Below are 19,015 nucleotides of genomic sequence, written 5' to 3'. Positions count from 1 at the left end.
CAGGTCGCTTTTAGCTTATACTCAAAGTATAAGTATCTATTTAAAGTTCAGGATGAAAATATTAAAGCTAAGGCTTCTTTTTTAGTATTGGGTAAATTTGTAAGTTTTAAGGTTGATAAACCGAGTATTTTATAAAGCTCTATTAAATTAGTTTTTGATAACACTTGTAAGTGACGCTTAATCACTTCTAAGTCACCACGGCTAATAGGTCCCGTTAAAACTCTTTCAGTTGATTGAGCAATATCAAGATTATCTAAAGTATTTTTCATGAGATTTAAAATTATTTTAATTCCATCTTCTCTCATTATTCCAGCATTGTTAAGACAAGATAAAGCACTATCGCATAGGGTCACCAAATAATTTGAAGCGAAAACAGCTGCAGTATGATAAATAACTTTATTTTTCTTATTGATTTGATAAATTGAATAATTCATTTTTTTGAAAAGGTGAGATAATAAATTTAGTGCTTCATGATCGCCTTCAAGAGCACAATAAGTAAGATCATTACTTCTTATATTAGAAGATTTAGAAAAACTTCGCATCGGGTGAGCACTAGCAATATAACATTGTTTTTCTTTTACAGAAATCAATAAATCCGATGAAAGAGAACCACTACAATGAAGCACAATACTACCCGATTTCAAGTTAGGGCTCTTTGCTAATTTTTGACAACAAGATTCTAAAACGTCATCGTAAGTGGTAATAAAAGTAATATCAGCTGGTGGCAATTCTTGGATACTTGCGAAAGCCTTTCCCTGTCCAATAGAGGCTATTGCTTTCTTACTACTTTCTAACGAGCGATTACAAACCCCTTGAATAAGAGCAATATTTCTACCTATGATTTGTTTGGCGATAGTTTTTCCCAACCGCCCCACTCCAATAAAATTTATTTTAATGCTCATAGTATTACTCAGGTAAATTATACAGATTTTTTATTTTAATTAGAGTAGGTAGTTATAGGAAGGTCTAAAATGAAAAATTTGACTAAATTTAAAGATAGCTCAGCTTCAAAAGAGCTCTTTTAATATTTTTATATCTTTAAATTTATAAGGCTTATAAAAGAGAAGTTTACATAAATATAAGACAGTTCCTTTTTTATTTCGGCAATCATCATTTTAATTTAAACCGATGGTACAGCTTTATTTTCTAATCCAGATAAAAATAACAGGGTAAGATAATTTTGCTCTATCATTAAACAGCAATAACAAGTTTTATAAACAGATTGTTTTTATAGATAATGTCCGAATAATATTTTTAAAAAATATTATTCAAATTCATGGATATTCTCATCTATAGAGCTTCTAAATTTACAAGACCAAAATAAGCTTACTCCTAAATAAAAAATGTGATAAAAAACTAAATTACATAATAGTGTATATTTACCGGTTCTTCCTTCGTAAATAATGAATCGTTAAGGATCTACTTCTTCCTGTTTTACAGGATAAATAATACTATTGAACACAATCAGCCTCACATCGACAACACTTTATTAGCTTTTTAGATATTCTTGATAGAATTCTCTATAAACTCATTTTAGCATAATCATTAAACTGAAAAACAAAAAATCCGCAACTCACCCTAGTCCAAAATTATTTTTTAAAATATACTTTTATAGAAGTAGCACATTACTTTTAAATCCACTGTAACTTAATAATAATGAGGGGGGGGGTTGTTCATTTAGTAGGACTAAAATAATTTTTACTCTAAATAATTTTCATTATAAGGAAGATAATCAACACCATAAATTTTCTTTCTGCTATAAGAAATTTGATGGATTGTTGCAATGCAAAATATCTTTAATGGAGGTATAGCGATATTTTTTTATTTTAAGATATTTCATTGACTATGATTAATATCCTAAGATCCTAAGATAGGAAACTGCTTATACATTAATCGAACATAAATGATCTGATTATTTTTAGCTACTAACGTGGCTCAAAATTTAAAAATACAGCGTAAAAGCTAAATAATAACTGTGTCTTCCATGATTCCCAATGTTTGTTTACTTATATCCATTACATTAACAGCTACGTAATTTTCATATAAAAATTCATAACTTTATAATACTTAAATTTTCTATTTCACAAAGTCGTACTCCCGTTCAATGAGAGAAATAGTTTTGAATTGTGTATCACACATATTGTGTATCATCATAATAAGCAATATTTTTTACATCACTTTTTTCTGAAAAAATATACAGTTTTTATCATGAACAAAAAGGTAGCTTAGAAATTAATTTACTAACTTTTCTGCTAGCGATTTTTTTTTGAATATTGCTTAATTTAAGTGTGGCCGTAGCAATATCATCCTGTTAAAATTTTCCCTCATCCCGTGGTGTTTATAATGTAGCTAATTCCAACAAGTCTCAACAATTTGTTCCTTGAGATATTTAAATGAGCAAAAAATAAAAGTCATAATCTTATTCTATAAGATATTTTAATTTATTAACTTCTATCCGTAGAAATAGCCACTAGGTGATTTTCAATGGTATTTCTATGAAATTCCCAAACAAAAATTAGCTGTTTTTATCAGGAATGATAGTTTAATCGGCATAGTAAAGTTTAATTTTCTTCATAGAAGGGGCTCCGCGGGGGATATAATTAGCTTCGGTATTTCCTGAAGCTTGTGGGGATACTAAGACTACTCTTTCTGATTAAGCAAAATAAATTATCTCTCGATCAACGAAAAAATCTTTTACTCTACATATATTTGTGAATATGAGTAGTGCGATCATAAAAATTAACAAACCTAATAATATGATTTTATAGTATGTAGTATGATTTTGCCTTCCAACGAAAGACGCATAATCAGAGCTTTTCTCTATTGTATAATTAGATTTCCCCTACTTTTTCTGAACGAGGTTCCAGCAACTTAAAAATATCCTTACCAAATTGATTCAATATGCATGAAAACATACGACAGGAAAGCCACCACACCCCCCTTCTGGACTATTAATAGGGAATAATCACACATAATAGCAGAATACTGCTCTTCCTCTATACCATGAGATTTCTTTTTGATGACCATCATTTAGCTCTGATCATTTAACTCTAAATAGGATTAAAATTTAAAGCTCCCTTTTTCAGAGATTATACCGATGAATCACCCTATCAAAATAATTTCTTGGAACCTGTTAAAATAATCCCTTTTTTAAGAATCCCCTTTTTAAGAAGCTTTAACCTAACGATATTTACCAAATGAGCCAACTAATCAATAAACTAACAAAACATCGTCCTAAACCTATGGTCCTCATTATTCTGGATGGATTCGGGGAAAGTAAAGAAACGGCCCATAATGCAATCAAGCTTGCTAATACACCCACTTTAGACCAATTATGGCTCCACTACCCTCATACATTATTGGACGCTTCGGGTATTGCGGTAGGCTTGCCAAAAGGGCAAATGGGCAATTCGGAAGTGGGGCATCTTCATATTGGTTCTGGTCGGAAAGTACCTCAATATTTAACTCAAATTAATCAGGCAATCTCAAATGGTGATTTTTTTAAGAATTCTGTATTTATTGATGATGCCATTAAAAAAGCCAAACAACATAACAAAGCCATCCATATTATTGGTTTATTATCGTCTGGTGGGATACATAGTCAAGATACCCAAATTGCAGCAATGATCGAACTGGTACATCTTCGGGGTGTAAAAAAAAATTATTTACACGCTATCTTAGATGGCCGTGACACTCCACCAAAATCAGCGTTATCATTTATTAAAAAAATTAATAAACAGTTTATTAGTTATGAGCAATCTCCTTCTAATGGAACTACCCAGGGCAAGATTGCATCTCTTATCGGCCGTTATTATGGTATGGACCGTGATAAACACTGGAGTCGAACACAAAAAGCATATGATTTATTAACTAAAGGAATTGCTACTTATCACGCTACCACTGCCGAAGAGGGACTGACTCTTGCTTATAAAGAAGGTGAAACCGATGAATTTATTAAACCAATTAGCATCCATCCTAATAGGGGGAAAGGGTTAACCGTTCAAGATGGTGACGTTATCGTGTTTATGAATTTTCGCCCTGATCGCTCTCGGCAACTTACACACGCATTTGTTGATAATCCTTTTACAGCGTTTGAGAGAACAATAACTCCAAAGCTTGCTAATTTCGTGACTCTAACAACCTATGAAAAAAATCTCAATCTCCCCGTCGCTTTTCCACCGATGAAATTACCCAATACCTTGGGTGAATATTTATCTCATTTAGGTCTTCGGCAACTACGAATTGCTGAAACGGAAAAATATCCTCACGTAACTTATTTTTTAAATGGTGGTCAAGAAGTCCCTTTTAGAGGAGAGGATCGAATCTTAATTCCGTCACCCCAAATAACCACTTATGATCTTCAACCTGAAATGAGTGCTGAAGAAGTAACGGATAAACTGATAGAAATGATTAAAAATGGTGATTATGATTTTATTGTCTGTAATTTTGCTAATCCAGACATGGTGGGCCACACAGGTAATGAAGCAGCTACTAAGATAGCTATTCATACTATAGATAATTGCTTAAAGCGTATTCTTGAAGCATTACAATCAACCAACGGAGAAGCCCTCATTACTGCCGATCATGGCAATGCAGAAAAAATGTTTGACGATACAATAAAACAACCACATACAGCTCATACCTGTAATTTAGTACCATTGATTTACATAGGAAGAGAAGCTCAATTCCACAAAGGAATTGGTGCTTTGGATGATATAGCGCCAACTTTACTCTTTCTTATCGGTCTCAAAAAACCTTTTGAAATGACAGGACGTAACTTAATTTTTTTAAAATAATATGCAAGCGAATTTGCTGATCTTTTTTCTCATGTTTCTGAGAGAGAAGAGCGATAATATTTCCGTTAAGTTTTTATGGAGATCTTTCTTCCGACTTTAAAAATTAATTGTAAAATTCTAATCTTAGCCATTCTGTTAGAAGATAATCTGAGTTATTCTGTTAGAAGATCAAAATAAGCGAGTTCTTTATTTAAGAACACTTAAATCAGCAAAGATAGCTTCTAATAAGATTCTTTGTACCTTACATTCTTTCCACCTCACAAAGAATAGAAGTGAATTTTAAAAAAATAAATTATATTAAATTAAACCAGGATGCAAAGGATACGAAATTAAAACCTTATTACTTAGAGAATTAGAGTCGTATCCAATAAATCTGATCTATTGAATTCTGATTTATCTATTTAATTCTGATCTATTAAATATATTTTAGAATAAGAGTATTATCCTAAAATTATTCTAAATCAAAATAATTCAAATCTTGTCACTAAATTTTGCATATAATATTATGATCTTGGTTAAAAGCATTGGATTAATATCCAAGATTAAGCTAGATTTATATTTATAAATAACTCTTAGTGAATTAAAAATTAATCAAACTAAAATTCAATCCCAAACAGTAAGCCAATTTTAGAAAAATTACAAAACTAGAAATGTAACACACGTCCTAGATGAGAACTTCAAAAATGAAAACCTCAAAATGAATCTCAAAATGAATTATTAATTAATAAATAACTATAAATATTAAAAAAACGCTCTACTCGGTACCGATCAATATGCTCAACACAAGGTGATAATGAAAATAGATTTTTTACTCAATTAAAAAAGTTATTTAACCTAATTGACAAAAATTTGACAAAAATTAGCCCTCTTTCTTAATTTCAGCACTTCAATCAACCACAGTAAATTAACATAGGACGTCACTTTGCTCTTAGATTCTAAATTCTAAAGAGGAGGCTATTTTTTATACAGCAGCTTTCAGGAAAGTAGCTTGTAGCGCTAAATGGTTACTAGATTATGGATTTTTATTGATTATCAACTATGGACATGGTTATATGACACTTTATGGAGGAGAATTATTTTTTATATAAAAAACTAAGTTTAGTACCATACATCATCATCCCAAAAAATGATTTGGTAACTATTGTAGGAATAAGCAACGTTTATAAATAAACAACGTTTATACTGACAAACCAGCGCTTTATTATATCATGCGCCATAATGCTAAATCCCTAATTTTTTAGAATGTAGGTGTAAGTAATGAGAAAATCGATAAAGTTACGGCTTTTAATCAGTAGAGATAAACTGCGATCTATTTTTAAAGCTAAAATTATATTTGTAACATTATTTTTTGCTTTAAGCTTGAGTTTTTTCACATCCACACTAGCTATTATTCCTCATTCGTTACTACCCAAAATAATCCCAACACATATTGAAAATCAAAACAATGAATTATCAAAAAAAGATGTTCAACGCTTCGTTACTACTATCGCCCTTATCCACCGTTATTACATTAAGAATGTTGGCAACAATGAATTATTCAATAGTGCCATTAGCGGCATGATCAACAACCTTGACCCTCATTCTAGTTATCTTGACACTAATGATTTAAAAGAGCTTAAAACAACTGTATCGGGTGAATTTGTAGGCATTGGCATTGAACTTACTCTTTCAAAAGATGGACTCTTAAAAGTTATTAGTCCACTAAACGATTCTCCTGCTGCTCGTGCTGAAATTAAACCCAATGATTTTATTGTAAAAATTAACGGACAACTTGTTCAAAATATGAGTTTACCGGAAGCAGTCAGTAGAATCAAAGGCAAGAAAGGTACCAGTGTTACATTAACCATTTTACGAAAAACCATGGATAAACCTCTAATTTTTAATATCACTCGCGAACCGATTCATTTAATTAGCGTAAAAAGTAAGATCTTAGAACCAGGTTACGCCTATGTTCAAATTACCTTTTTCCAAGGGCCTGTAGTTACACAATTGCATGAAGCAATTTCTAAATTGAGAATGGAGTCCAATAGTCATTTGAAAGGTTTAGTTCTTGATTTACGGAATAATCCCGGCGGACTTCTAGATGTCAGTGCTGGAGTAGCTGATAGTTTTCTCGATTCCAATAAAATTCATCAATATAACGATTACATTGTTTATACTAAAGGTCGAGTACCCGGTGCCAACATTAAGATCAAAGCTACCCCGGGAGATCTAATTCCTAACACACCAATGGTGGTGTTAATTAATGGAGGCTCTGCTTCTGCTTCAGAAATCGTAGCAGGTGCGCTTCAAGATTATAAGCGCGCTATCATTATGGGTACACCGAGCTTTGGAAAAGGATCTGTTCAAACTGTATTACCTATTACGCATGACTATGCCATTAAATTAACGACAGCTTTGTACTACACCCCAGCTGGTCGAGAAATTCAAGAAAAAGGAATTATTCCAAACGTTACCGTACCCGAACTTACCATTAAGCCTGCTGAAATACACTTAACCTTCGATGAAGCAGATTTTCAAAATCATTTACCAAATGATATGGTTGACAACTCGAAAACAAGACTTGTACAAGAAAAAAAATTATTGCAATCTCAATTAGAATTAGCACAAAGAGATTATCAATTGTATGAAGCACTTCTTATGTTACATGGGTTAAATGCCCATTCCTAATCAAAAATCTCTATAACAAAATCCCTAGTCAATACCCCACACCAACCACCCTAAGGATTTTTTATTGCAGAAAATCATAGTTACACCATTGATGGCACTACTTAAGTTTCGTGCTTCTTCTATAAGAAGTAAAGTAAGTAATATTGACACTGACATACTTCGAATCAAAGAGCTGCTGAGTCCTGAAATTATTCATCCAGTCTTCCCAACTTTCCAAAACATCAGAATATCTTTTATCAACCAATTTTTATTACGGCCAGCAATGTACCCATCAGCCCAAGAGAAAATTCTTTCCAATCTTGACTAAGATCTTTAAGATATTAACCATCATGCCAACTTTCATCTCAATTAAAAAAATTGAAGACAGATACTTACAATCTATCGATCTTATTTTATAGTAGTCACTATGATTTAAAGTAATTTAAATAATTCCTCGTTCGCTTTAAGCTTTATACGATCTTATTAAATTTTTTTAGAAAAACCTTAAAATTTCAAATAATCATCTAATTTCCCTATCTAAACTTTAGAAATATTATTAGAAGATTTCTCTTTGATCCAGTTAGTGTAACAGTAGAACTGTTGGGATTAATATTGATCCCAGAGAGATTGACATTATTTTTACTGAGTCAATTTACAGAACCATATTTAAATTTTTATAGATTATATTGAGTATATTTGGACAAACTAACCTACTACCATAGAAAACCACTAATATTATAGTGCATTGTAGTGTATTGATCTGTAGGTACCAGATTTTATCTTAAGTGCACATCAAAAAATATATTAAGACAAAATATATTAAGACCCACTTGCTTTTTCGTAGAAGTATTTACAATATAAAAATTATCTTGACAATAAACTGTGTGAAGTGGGATCAGTAAAAGCCATAATAATTAAAATGAATCAACAATAAACTTTTAAACATTTATCTTGATGTAAGTTTATTCTTTTTAAGAAATGTAGTATAATTCTAATAGCAATAAATTTAGTTTTTTTTTTAATAAACCTATTTCCTTCATTTAATTTTTAAGATATTTTAATTCATTTTAAATACGTTCTATGATTTTATATTTATTGAGTTCCTATTAAGATTTTTGTATTTTTTTATCCAAACGAAAAAATTAAATCAAAAAAAATTTTAAAATGCACGATTTTTTAAAAGTCTTGAGCAGTAAAAAAATTGTTTCTTTTGTTTATTCTTTGTTATGGTTTTGACAAACTATTTGATCTACAATAGAGAAAAATAAAACCTAGAAAAATAAAACCTATTTAGGTATAGGATAATAGTTTTTTTATATCAATGCCTTTCCCCCTTATGAGCACAGGGAAAGCATTTAAGGCAAGATTAGAAAAACTTTAAAATAGTTTATTTTAAACAACAAAACTTTCCAGAAGCTGATAACTTTACCCTGTTCTTAATAATCTGAAACTTGCTCAATAAAATCAAAATAATGAGTTGAATGAAGCAAATAAGAATAGAAAAAGTAGATTGTACACAAGTCTAAATACATTATTATCTGTTCATTATAATAATAAAATTAATCAATGAATTTGAAATTTATGCAATAGTTTTTGAAACATAACCGTGTTAAAAAAACTAGAGCGCCACCGGCGCTTTAATAGCCGGATGAGGATTGTAATTAATAATTTCAAAGTCACTAAAATCGTAATTGAATAAAGATTCTGATTTTCGTTTAATTTTTAATTGTGGTAATTCACGAGGAGAACGTGACAATTGCTCGTGAACTTGCTCCAAATGATTATTGTAAATATGACAATCGCCTCCCGACCAAATAAATTCTCCTACCTTTAAATCACATTGCTCAGCCACCATATGCGTTAATAAAGCATAAGAAGCAATATTAAAAGGTACACCTAAAAAAGCATCTGCTGACCGTTGGGTCAATTTACAGGAAATTGTTCTATCAACTATGTAAAATTGAAACAGTAAATGACATGGCGGCAAGGCCATTTGATTTAATTCCCCTACATTCCAAGCACTTACAATCAATCGTCGTGAATCAGGATTAGTTTTTATAGTCTCAAGGAGTCGGTCTATTTGATCGATGATCCGGCCATCAACACACTGCCAATGACGCCATTGCTTTCCATAAATGGGTCCTAATTCTCCATGTTCATCTGCCCATTCATCCCATATAGTAACACCATGATCATTTAAATATTGAATATTAGTATCGCCTTTTAAAAACCATAACAATTCATAAATAAGGCTTTTTAGATGGATTTTCTTAGTTGTGACTAAAGGAAATCTTTGTTTTAAATCAAACCGCATTTCGTAACTAAAAATATTACGTGTTCCAATACCAGTTCGATTTTTCTTACTAATACCGTATTCGAGAATGAAATTTAAAAACTCAAGGTATTGTTTCATCATCCCATCACTACAAGATTTATTTTTGCAGAAGCTTCCTTTGCCCAGACTATTATAATATACAGGATAGTCAGACTTATTTTAATTAAACCAAAATATACTCGAAATCATAAAGCTAACCAGCACAGCATAGAAATAATATTTAAAAGGTTATCATACTTTAAATGACTTTTTCTACTGTATATTACATCGAAAAAGATTACATTACATTACGAAAAAGATTATACAAAATATTTGCGCAATGTAATTTAGGAATATAAATTTATCTATTTACAGTATAACTCACTTTAGTTTTAAAAATATCGCTGCCAATGAAAGCAATCATAATAAACAAGTACGAATTTTATTTAACTATTTTAATGTTCGCTATAGCGATCGATATGCCCACCATAAACTCAACCCACCACCGATAATCATCGGCAATGATAGAAGTTGTCCCATAGTCAAATACCCAAATGCAATATATCCCAATTGTGGATCAGGTTGACGAAAAAATTCTACCATAAAGCGAAATACCCCATAAAAGAGTAAGAACAAGGATGTTACCGCAAATCGTGGTCGACGTTTATCAGAAAACCACCACATAATAATAAAAAGTAAAATTCCTTCTAAAAAAAATTCATACAGCTGTGAGGGATGACGTGGGGAAAGCCCTGCATAGGGAAAAACCATTCCCCAAGGCACTGTTGTGACCCGCCCCCATAATTCACCATTGATAAAATTCCCAATTCTTCCTGCTGCTAAACCTAAGGGCACTAAAGGTGCAGTAAAATCAGTTACATAGATCCATTGCTTTTTAGTTTGACGGCTAAAAAACCAGATAGCAATTCCCACACCAATAAGACCACCATGAAATGACATACCTCCATGCCATATTTCAAAAATACTCAACGGATTAACAATAAAGTTAAAAAAATTATAAAAAATCATATACCCTAACCGGCCACCAATAATTACTCCCAACGCACTATAAAAAATTAAATCGCCCACTTCCTTCGAATTCCAGCCTCGCTGGGGTTGAGAAGCACGATATAAACCTAATCTCCAAGCAGATACAAATCCTATTAAATACATAAGTCCATACCAATAGACTTTAATTGGCCCTAGTTTGAAGGCTATTGGATTAATATTTTGATAATAAAGCATATATAAAACTCCTTAAGCTTATAACACTTACTTACAGGGAATTAAAAAATAAGCTTAGAATGCTTCTTATTTCATTTTCCCACACGAATTAAACTACCCAAACCTGCTTCTTCCAAGGCATTTTCTATATGAAGACGAATATCTTTTGAATCATCCATTTTTAAAACTTCTGCTAATAATGCTTTGGCTTTTTCTAGTGAAAACTTACGAATAACCCATTTTACGCGCGGTAATATTCGAGCATTCATACTCAACATATCAAATTCCATGGCTAGTAATAAAACTACGATCAGGGGATCACCTGCCATTTCTCCACAAATACTAACTGGCTTTCCTGCTTTATGCCCTGCTTTGACTACAATTTTTAGAGCTTGCAAAACGGCGGGATGCAATGCATCGTAAAGATTTGCTACCCGTGGATTATTTCGATCAACAGCTAATAAATATTGAATTAAATCATTACTTCCAACAGAGAGAAAATCAACTCGTTTTGCTAATTCATAAGCTTGGTAAACCGTTGCTGGTACCTCTATCATTAATCCAATTGCTGGTAATTCAATTTTCACATTTTCTTCAATTAATTCTGTATATGCTTGATTAATCATACGAATAGCCGTTTCTACTTCCCTTACGGAAGTAATCATAGGAAACAATAAGGATAAATTATTTAATCCTTCGCTAGCATGCAACATGGCACGAACTTGTTGTAAGAAAATTTCCGGATGATCCAAAGTAACTCGAATACCTCGCCATCCAAGAAAAGGATTATCTTCTTCCACAGTAAAATAAGGTAGAGTTTTGTCGCCCCCAATGTCTAATGTACGCATAATGACTGGACGAGGAGCAAACGTATTTAACAATTGCCGATACATAATACGTTGTTCTTCTTCACTGGGAAATCGATCCCGAATCATAAAGGGCATTTCGGTACGATATAATCCTACTCCTTCAGCACCCACGCTTAGCGAAAGGCCTCCCTCGATAGCTAACCCTGTGTTAACGTAAAGCGCTAACGAATGACCATCGATTGTTTTGGCAGGTAAATCACGTAATACTTTTAATTCTTCATCAAGTTGTTGCTCTTCTTGAGCCAGTGCTTTAAATTCTCTTTTAATCTCAGACGAGGGAGACAAATAAATTTGACCATTATAACCATCTACAATAAGTTCTTGTGAAGATAATTTAAAAAGCGGAGTTCCACGCACCCCCATTACAGCTGGAAGTCCAAAGGCACGCGCTAAAATAGCAACATGAGAGTTATTTGATCCCATTCCAGATATCACACCTTTTAAACGATCACGAGGGACTTCCATCATAGCGGTTGGTGTCACTTCATCGCTCACTAAAATCGTACTTCTAGGATATTCCAATTCTTTTTGTTCGCTAAATTGTAAATGACCCAGAACACGGCGCCCCAAATCTCTAAAATCAGCAGCCCGTTCTCGTAAATAAGGATCTTCTAAAGATTCGAAATGAAGCACGTGTTTTTTAATAACATGTTTTAAGGCCCCTTGTGCCCATTGTCCTTTTTTAATTTCAGTAATAACTTCATTAATGAAAGTTCGACTATCAAGCAATCGAAGATAAGCATCGAATAGCAAATTTTCTGATACACTTAGAGAATTTTTAGCTCGTACTTGTAGACGGTAGATTTCATCACGTGCTGCAGCAAGAGCAGTTTCAAAATCAGAAATTTCTATTTCGATATCTGTAATTTCTTGATCAGGAACCGCATCTAAATCTGCTGGTGGGTATACAATCATAGCGGTTCCAATAGCCACGCCTGAAGAGCCTGGTACGCCACATAAAACTGTTTCTATTTTTTTCCGATGCCGTTTTTGAGCTCCTAATACTTCCAATGCTCTTTTAGTTCGAGCACGAGCAATTTCAGCAGCTAAGTGAATCGCTACAGTGACGCAGAAAGCTTCCTCTTCTTCCGCAAAAGGACGACTTTCCCGCTGCTGAACCATTAATAAACCAAGCAATTTACCTTGTTCGATAATGGGGATTCCTAAAAAACCATGATATTCCTCTTCATTTAATTCAGGACAGCGTTTAAAACTAGGATGAAGAGATGCATCCGCCAAATTAATAGGTTCTTCCCTCTCACCAATGAACCCAATTAATCCTTCTCCAAATTTAAGACGTGTTTTGTTAACTTGTTTGCTGTTTAATCCTTGGGTCGCCATTAAAACGTACTCTCCGTGCTCATCATCACAAATAAAAATACTACAAGCATCAGCGGGTAAATCTTCACACAATCGTTTAACCACAAGCGTCAAGGCTTGTTCCAAACTCGAAGCAGCATTTACTTCTTGAGTAATTTGACCAAGAATTTTTAACATCATGGCGGAAGAAACTCGAAAAGCTCTTTCAAAACTCTACAATAAATCCTGCGTTTAAATTTTATCCCGTTATTAACGGGGTACCAATATTTGACCAAACACCATTGATCAAATTTTAGTTGTAATTTATGAATAAGAGATATGCACTTATCATTGTTTATCAAACGCAAAAAAAAACCATTGTTGCCACTGTCCAATGTCATAATAAAGCCCTGCCATTTTCATAACGAAGAAATCGTTCTGATAACCAGTACCGATAAAAACATGGGATTTCAACCACATAAACAACCTTACTAATCAAACTTATTTTTTCCTTCAGCGCTGGGACCATAGGTTTATATGATGATGTTATCAAGTAAAGACACCCCCCCTTGAGAAAAAAACGACGAGGCATTTAAATATTTTACCTCATTGAAATATTTTACCTTTTTAGTAACCCCAAAATACTTTCTCCTGCTCATTTAGCAGAAAACTCTTCTAACACTGAATCGTAATTCAGGTTTTTCAAAAATTGCTTACTCTACCCTCCATCTTAACTTATTTGTTTCCTTGTTAACGACTTTATATAACAATGACTTCCTATAACTTAACAATGACTTCCTATAACTTTTTTTACAAAAAATTTATAAAGCACACTTTATTTTTAAGCCGTAGCTATTTTAAGTTTTTTATTTTATTCACAACTTCCCCCATGTTAGTCTACTTGCAATTCACACTAAAACACATTATCTTGTGTATTTAAAAAGCAAATACTTATATTATTATTAAGTTTAAGAGCATGAAGCAACTTGGTAAGTTGCCAAGGGCCAAGCCAGAGATCAAAAAATTTATTCCTAATTAATTAATATTAACCGTGAATCACATATCACCCTATTTGTTATTGGCTAGGAGACCTTATGGAAATAAACACAAATCATCAAAATAACCAACTGGCTCTTGGTTCTCAATCTACCATTCCATTAAACACTGTTCAGGTTGGTCAATTACGTGTAATTAAGCGCGATGGACGGATTGTGAAATATGATATTAATCGTGTTGCTATTGCAATGAAAAAAGCTTTCTTAGCTGTAGAAGGAGAATCAGCTCAAGATTCTAGTCGAGTTCAAGAAATCATTAGCCAACTTACCGAACATATTACCGTCATGTTTCAAAAGCGCTGTCCATCCGAGGGTACTATCCATATTGAAGCAATTCAAGACAAAGTAGAGCTCGCACTGATGTATGCAGGGCTACATAAAGTAGCCCGTGCCTACGTCTTATACCGAGAAGAACGTCGAAAAAAACGAGAGGAACAAAAAAAATCTCCTTCTTTAGAAAGCGGTATTCACGTAACACTTGAAGATGGTTCAAAAGTTCCTTTGGACTGTATGTGGCTAACTCGCATCGTCCATTTAGCTTGTAGTGATCTGGAAGACGTGGATGCTAACAAAATTTTAGAAGAAACAAAGGCTAATCTATTTGATGGTGTTGCTTTGAAAGAGATTTATAAAGCATTAGTAATGACGGCAAGGACGCTTGTAGAAAATGAACCGAACTACACCTATGTAACTGCACGATTACTCTTACACGATCTTTATAACGAAGCACTCAATGGTTTAAATATACCTCATGATTTAATGCATGAAGAAATTGCCCAGTATTATCCTGAAGCCTTTAAAATATTTATTCAAAAAGGAATCGAGACAAAGCACTTAGATTCCAATCTAAATAACTTCGATTTAAATTCCTTAAGCCAAGTTTTAGAGCCTGAATACGATCAACAATTCACCTACTTGAGTTTGCAAACGTTGTATGATCGTTATCTCATTCATCATCATCAAGTGCGTATCGAACTACCTCAAGTTTTCTTTATGCGTGTAGCAATGGGGTTAGCTCAATCAGAAAAAAAAGACCGCACCAAACATGCAATTAAATTTTATAAGGTTCTTTCCTCTTTTGATTTTATGAGTTCAACACCGACATTATTTAATTCAGGAACCCTCTTCCCTCAACTTTCTAGCTGTTTTCTAACTACTATACCCGACAGCTTAGAAGGTATTTACAGCTCTCTTAAAGATAACGCTTTATTATCTAAATATGCCGGTGGTTTAGGTAATGATTGGACTCCTGTCCGCGCAATGGGTGCTTATATCAAAGGTACTAACGGAAAATCATTGGGAGTTGTTCCTTTTTTAAACGTGGCTGACGCTACTGCTATTGCCGTGAATCAAGGAGGAAAACGTAAAGGCGCTGTTTGTGCTTATTTAGAAACCTGGCATATGGATATTGAAGAATTTTTGGACTTACGTAAAAACACAGGTGATGACCGTCGCCGTACTCACGACATGAATACAGCTAATTGGATTCCAGATTTATTTATGAAGCGAGTCTTTGAAAATAAGTCTTGGACTTTATTTTCCCCCGATGAGGTACCGGACTTACATGATAAATTTTCTGAATCTTTTGAAAAGGCGTATATTGAATACGAAGAACAAGCTCGTCGAGGTGAAATTCGTGCAAAAAAAATTTCTGCTGTTTCATTGTGGCGTAAAATTCTTAGTATGCTTTTTGAAACCGGCCATCCTTGGGTGACATTTAAAGATGCCTGTAATTTACGATCGCCCCAACAACATGTTGGTGTTATTCATAGTTCCAATTTATGTACAGAAATAACCTTGAATACTTCGATAAATGAAATTGCTGTTTGTAACTTAGGTAGTATTAATCTCGTTAATCATATAAAAGAAGGCAAATTAGACATTGAGAAATTAGCTCGTACTATTAAGACAGCAATTAGGATGTTGGATAATGTCATCGATATTAATTACTACAGCGTGCCACAAGCACGTAATGCTAATCTTAAACATAGACCTATCGGCCTAGGTTTGATGGGCTTCCAAGATGCCTTATACATACAAAAAATTCCTTATAGTTCTGAAGAGGCTGTAGAATTTGCAGATCAAAGCATGGAAATAATTAGCTATTATAGTATTCAAGCCTCGATGGAATTGGCTAAGGAACGTGGTACCTATGAAACTTTCGCAGGTTCTTTATGGAGTCAAGGCATTTTACCAATCGATTCCATTCAATTGTTAGAGAAGAAGCGCGGCAAATATTTGGAACAAAATACGCATCAAAGGTTAAATTGGAATCAATTACGTCAGGAAGTTAAAACTTATGGAATGCGTAATTCCAATGTTATGGCAATTGCACCCACAGCAACGATTTCCAATATTTGTGGAATTTCTCAATCAATTGAGCCCACTTATCAGAACTTATTTGTAAAATCCAATTTGTCAGGCGATTTTACGGTCATAAATCCCTATTTGGTCAAAGAACTTAAAAGTCTCCATTTATGGGATAACGTTATGGTGCATGACCTTAAATATTATAATGGTAGTGTGCAAAAAATAGATCGCATTCCTTTAATACTTAAAAAGTTATATGCAACGGCGTTTGAGATAGAACCACAATGGCTAATTGAAGCAGCATCGAGGCGACAAAAATGGATTGATCAAGCACAATCACTGAACTTATATATGGCCGAACCATCAGGTAAAAAACTTGACATTCTCTATCGTATGGCTTGGATACGGGGATTAAAAACAACTTATTATCTACGCAGCATGGGAGCGAGTGGAACGGAAAAAGCGACCATTCATGATGCAACACTGAATGCAGTTACAGATCAAACTGCTTCGAATACCTGCTTAATCGATAACCTTAATTGCGAGGCCTGCCAATGAAAACAGTGAATCTCAAACAGAAAGTTATTTTTTTTAAGAGCAAAAATTTGTGAGTAAAAAGGATAAATGCTCTAGCACCCCCCTCTAATTTCCGTTTTTCAAGAATGACTGTATTTATCCGAAGCTAAGAAGGAGAAGAAAAAATGTCAAACTACCAAGCAACCAAAAACCTACTCAATTGGGAGGATTATCATAATCCAAACCCCTTAAGCAATTCTTTAGAAAAATCAGTTAAAAATACACAAGTATCCACTTTAGTGGATAACTCAACCTTAGAAGATGAAGAAGATAACGAGGAATCAGAGAAGAACACTACCACTCCTCTCTCTCATAATGGGGCAACAGGATTAGAAGAGCTTGAAATGGGAGCTGCACGAATCCAAGTTGACGATAAAAAAATTATTAATTGTCACGCTGACCTTAATCAATTAGTTCCTTTCAAGTACCAGTGGGCATGGCAAAAATATTTATCCGGCTGTGCTAACCATTGGATGCCTAATGAGATTAATATGACAGCAGATATTGCTTTATGGAAAGATCCTCATCAATTAAGTAGAGACGAACGAATGATTGTAAAGCGAAGTCTTGGTTTTTTCTCAACTGCAGATTCATTAGTAGCCAATAATTTGGTATTGGCAATATACCGGCATATCACCAATCCTGAATGTCGCCAATATATATTACGCCAAGCATTCGAAGAAGCTTTACATACACATGCTTATCAACACATCATTGAAAGTCTAGGATTAGATGAGGCGGAAGTGTTTAATATGTATCGGGAATTGCCCGCAGTTGCTAAAAAAGCCACATGGGCACTACCTTTCACCAAAAGTCTTGCAGATCCTACTTTTAAAACTGGAACTCCAGAAGCTGATCAGCGTTTATTACGAGATTTAATTGCATTTTACGTGGTTTTTGAAGGACTTTTCTTCTATGTCGGTTTTACTCAAATTCTTGCTATGGGGCGACGGAATAAAATGAGTGGAACCTCAGAGCAATTTCAATATATTTTGCGCGATGAATCGATGCATGTAAATTTTGGTATTGATGTGATTAATCAAATTAAAATTGAAAATCCTCATTTATGGACAAAAAATTTTCAAGAAGAAGTTACTAAAATGATTCTTGAAGGAGTAGAGCTTGAATATCAGTACGCTAAAGATACTATACCACGAGGTATCTTGGGATTAAACGCTAAAATGTTTAAAGACTATCTGCAATACATTGCTAATCGTCGTTTTCTTCAAATTGGATTATCCAAACAATTTCCTGGTGCTAAAAATACTTTTCCCTGGATGAGTGAAATGATGGATCTTAAAAAAGAAAAGAACTTTTTTGAAACTCGCGTGATTGAATACCAAGCTGGCGGTACCCTAAGATGGGATGAATAAAAAACCTTCAAAAAAACTACTCAAGTTAATAATAAATTACTTCTACAGTCTATTTATTTTTATTAAATTCAAATAATTTTTTAATGAAAAATAATCATTTTCCCTTCCACATATTTTTCATTCACAAGAAAATGTCCAACGGTACTCAAAAATAAACCAAGTACTTTGATTTTTTTACCCCCCCGTAGAGATAAAATTATTTTAATCTATGTTTTGTATAATGTTCTTTTCTCACAAAATTAAAATTACAACATTAAGCTAAAACAATGAAAATCTTTTAAAATTTACAATGATACCATAGAATTAGCTATTTTTTCTATTAAAAAAATAGGATAATTTTTAAAAATAACAAAACTTAAATTAAAAATTACAAAAAGATTCAAATTTTTTACAAAATTTATCTATGAGATCAGATTATAAAAAATTAACTTTTTAAAAAAAATCTACTATGTAACAATAAATCTGTCAAATACCAGCGCAATAGAAAGAATCTAATTTGATACAAAAGAATAGTATTTTGTTCGTTTAAGATCACTTCAAGTGCAAGCAG

Annotated in this window: 10 protein-coding genes; 5 read left to right on the top strand and 5 right to left on the bottom strand. The window is 33.1% G+C overall.

Features of this window, described 5'->3' with window-relative positions:
• Positions 1-47: 47 nt before the first annotated feature.
• Entirely contained in the window at positions 48-902 is an 855-nt protein-coding gene (locus CLERM_RS00485) for a Rossmann-like and DUF2520 domain-containing protein (protein WP_102156667.1), read from the bottom strand.
• A gap of 2,295 nt (positions 903-3,197) precedes the next feature.
• Here CLERM_RS00485 and gpmI point away from each other — a divergent pair.
• The 3 genes from gpmI (at position 3,198) to CLERM_RS03860 (ending at position 7,773) form a co-directional block, all read left to right on the top strand.
• Complete coding sequence (gene gpmI / locus CLERM_RS00480) at positions 3,198-4,796, top strand: 2,3-bisphosphoglycerate-independent phosphoglycerate mutase (protein WP_102156666.1); 1,599 nt, start codon at positions 3,198-3,200, stop codon at positions 4,794-4,796.
• 1,257 nt (positions 4,797-6,053) lie between these two features.
• Positions 6,054-7,466: a S41 family peptidase gene (locus tag CLERM_RS00475; RefSeq protein WP_102156665.1), complete on the top strand. Its 1,413-nt coding sequence runs from the start codon at positions 6,054-6,056 to the stop codon at positions 7,464-7,466.
• 64 nt (positions 7,467-7,530) lie between these two features.
• On the top strand, positions 7,531-7,773 hold the full coding sequence (locus CLERM_RS03860; RefSeq protein WP_145996283.1) for a hypothetical protein: 243 nt from the start codon (positions 7,531-7,533) through the stop codon (positions 7,771-7,773).
• Between the two features lie 1,290 nt (positions 7,774-9,063).
• Here the strand turns inward: CLERM_RS03860 and CLERM_RS00470 are convergent.
• From CLERM_RS00470 to CLERM_RS04095, 4 genes are all read right to left on the bottom strand, one after another.
• Complete coding sequence (locus CLERM_RS00470; protein WP_102156668.1) at positions 9,064-9,858, bottom strand: thymidylate synthase; 795 nt, start codon at positions 9,856-9,858, stop codon at positions 9,064-9,066.
• Positions 9,859-10,224: 366 nt separating this feature from the next.
• Entirely contained in the window at positions 10,225-11,004 is a 780-nt protein-coding gene (gene lgt, locus CLERM_RS00465) for a prolipoprotein diacylglyceryl transferase (RefSeq protein WP_102156664.1), read from the bottom strand.
• 71 nt (positions 11,005-11,075) lie between these two features.
• On the bottom strand, positions 11,076-13,349 hold the full coding sequence (gene ptsP, locus CLERM_RS00460; protein WP_179946437.1) for a phosphoenolpyruvate--protein phosphotransferase: 2,274 nt from the start codon (positions 13,347-13,349) through the stop codon (positions 11,076-11,078).
• A gap of 150 nt (positions 13,350-13,499) precedes the next feature.
• Positions 13,500-13,631, bottom strand: coding sequence for a hypothetical protein (locus CLERM_RS04095; protein ID WP_256385307.1), 132 nt, complete (start codon positions 13,629-13,631; stop codon positions 13,500-13,502).
• A gap of 614 nt (positions 13,632-14,245) precedes the next feature.
• Between CLERM_RS04095 and CLERM_RS00455 the strand changes: the two genes are divergently transcribed.
• Both CLERM_RS00455 and CLERM_RS00450 read left to right on the top strand, forming a co-directional pair.
• The gene (locus CLERM_RS00455) at positions 14,246-17,074 is read left to right on the top strand and encodes a ribonucleoside-diphosphate reductase subunit alpha (RefSeq protein WP_102156662.1); all 2,829 of its coding nucleotides are present in this window, start codon (positions 14,246-14,248) and stop codon (positions 17,072-17,074) included.
• 143 nt (positions 17,075-17,217) lie between these two features.
• Positions 17,218-18,465: a ribonucleotide-diphosphate reductase subunit beta gene (locus CLERM_RS00450; protein ID WP_102156661.1), complete on the top strand. Its 1,248-nt coding sequence runs from the start codon at positions 17,218-17,220 to the stop codon at positions 18,463-18,465.
• Positions 18,466-19,015: the final 550 nt, after the last annotated feature.

Origin of the sequence: Coxiella-like endosymbiont (genome assembly GCF_002871095.1) — a bacterium.
In the GTDB taxonomy this organism is placed as follows: domain Bacteria; phylum Pseudomonadota; class Gammaproteobacteria; order Coxiellales; family Coxiellaceae; genus Coxiella.
This window is presented reverse-complemented; position numbering and strand designations above follow the sequence as displayed.